The sequence below is a fragment of the Candidatus Jordarchaeum sp. genome (assembly GCF_052745115.1).
Map to the genome: position 1 here is coordinate 1 of NZ_JBRAKS010000524.1, position 1,855 is coordinate 1,855.

1 protein-coding gene is annotated in these 1,855 nt (G+C 44.0%); it reads left to right on the forward strand.

What is annotated here, in order from left to right:
* Positions 1–267 precede the first annotated feature (267 nt).
* Positions 268–1,855 (forward strand): cation-translocating P-type ATPase (locus ACUVXA_RS20445; protein ID WP_445873140.1); only part of this gene is annotated, 1,588 nt, incomplete at its 3' end.

Here is a 1,855-nt window from a genome sequence, read left to right on the forward strand (position 1 = left end):
GGACATCCTACCAATTAACAGCAAGGGGTGACAAATGTCCCTAACTTCTACAATCACCCATAAAATTTGCTATTATAAAGCCGAGTAGATTTAATTAAACTAGTTCATAAGCGTTTCGTTTATTTTAGAAAAATTTATAATTTGTACTGCTCTCCTTTCCTTCTAAACAGCGTTGAAAATATGTGTAAATTTTTGACTTGTTTCATTTAATTTTTGATTCTTTTGAAGGAGGGCAATCCTATAATCGAGATTAAAAACTGGCATAGCATGCCAACAGAGGAAGTTATGAAGCTTCTGGAAACAAGTTCAAAAGGCTTAACCAAAGAAGATGTTCTAAGACGTCAGGAGATATATGGACCAAACAAAATCGGAGAAGTGAAAAAACTATCTCCTCTTAAACTCTTTTTAGGACAGTTCCGAAATGCTCTGAACTATATTCTCATTTTAGCCGTGGTAATCTCGTTTGCTTTAGGAGACCTTCTGGATGCTATGATAATCCTTCTGATACTTTTTATAAATGCCACTCTGGGATTTATTCAGGAGTACCGCTCTGAGAAGGCTCTTGAAGCTCTCAAACAATTATCTGCACCAAAAACAATAGTGGTAAGAGACGGGAAAGAACGAGAGATCAAAACCGATGAACTGGTGCCCGGGGACATGGTGATTCTTAATACCGGGGACCTGGTTCCTGCAGACATCCGTCTCTACTCCTCGGTAAGATTACGGGCTTTAGAATCCATACTTACCGGTGAATCTGGCTCCGAAGAAAAGATCACCGCGGAACTGCCTGAAGACACTCCCTTGGTAGACAGACTAAATATGGTCTACTCTGGAACCAGTATAACTGGTGGGAGGGGTTCTGGAATCGTTGTGGCCACAGGAATGAAAACCGAAGTAGGGAAGATCACTAGACAAATCGCCGAAGCGGGCGAAGAGAAAACCCCTCTTCAGAAGAAAATATCACGTTTAGCCATTAATCTTGCAATTATTGCATTCGTATTCGCAGGCGTTCTGGCAATCCTGGCCTATTTTAAAGGCATACCCACCTCTGAAATTCTTCTCTTGGCACTAGCCTCGGTCATCCACTTTATTCCCGAGGGGCTCATAGCTGTTATTACCATAGTTCTAGTTATCGGTGTTAGAATAATGGCCAAGAGGAACGCCATCATCCGCAACTTACAGGCTGTGGAAACTCTGGGTTCCGCCACCGTAATATGCACCGACAAAACTGGGACCCTCACCAAGAACCAAATGACTGTGCGCGTCATCTACCTAAACGGTGAAACCATAGAGGTAACCGGAGAGGGATACACACCCATAGGTGACTTCAGAAAAAACGGAGCCATAATAAACCCCAAGGATAACCCTCATCTCAAATTATTTCTTAAAGCCATGGCGCTGTGCAACGACGCCAAACTAGTTTCCGAGAATGGCAAATACTCCATCTTTGGAGACCCCACAGAGGGTGCACTAGTTGTGGCAGCGGCTAAAGGCGGGATAGACAAAAAGAAGGAAGAGGAGGAAACTCCCCGCATAGATGAAATCCCCTTCGAATCCGAACTAGCCTGCATGGCCACAGTGCACGACTTCACCGATGATGAAAAATACGTATACGCTAAAGGTTCCCCGGAGCGTATGATAAACCTCAGCAACGAGATTTACATCAACGGTAAAGTAATGAATATAACCAAAGAACTCCAAAAACAGGTACTAGCAGCCGGCCACGAATTCGCATCCCGAGGATACCGGGTACTAGGAATCTCCTACCGCGTGGTGGGAACCTCAAAATACCGCTTAGCCCGAGAAGACTGTGGCAAAGATCTAGTATTCCTAGGGCTAGTAGGCATGGTAGACC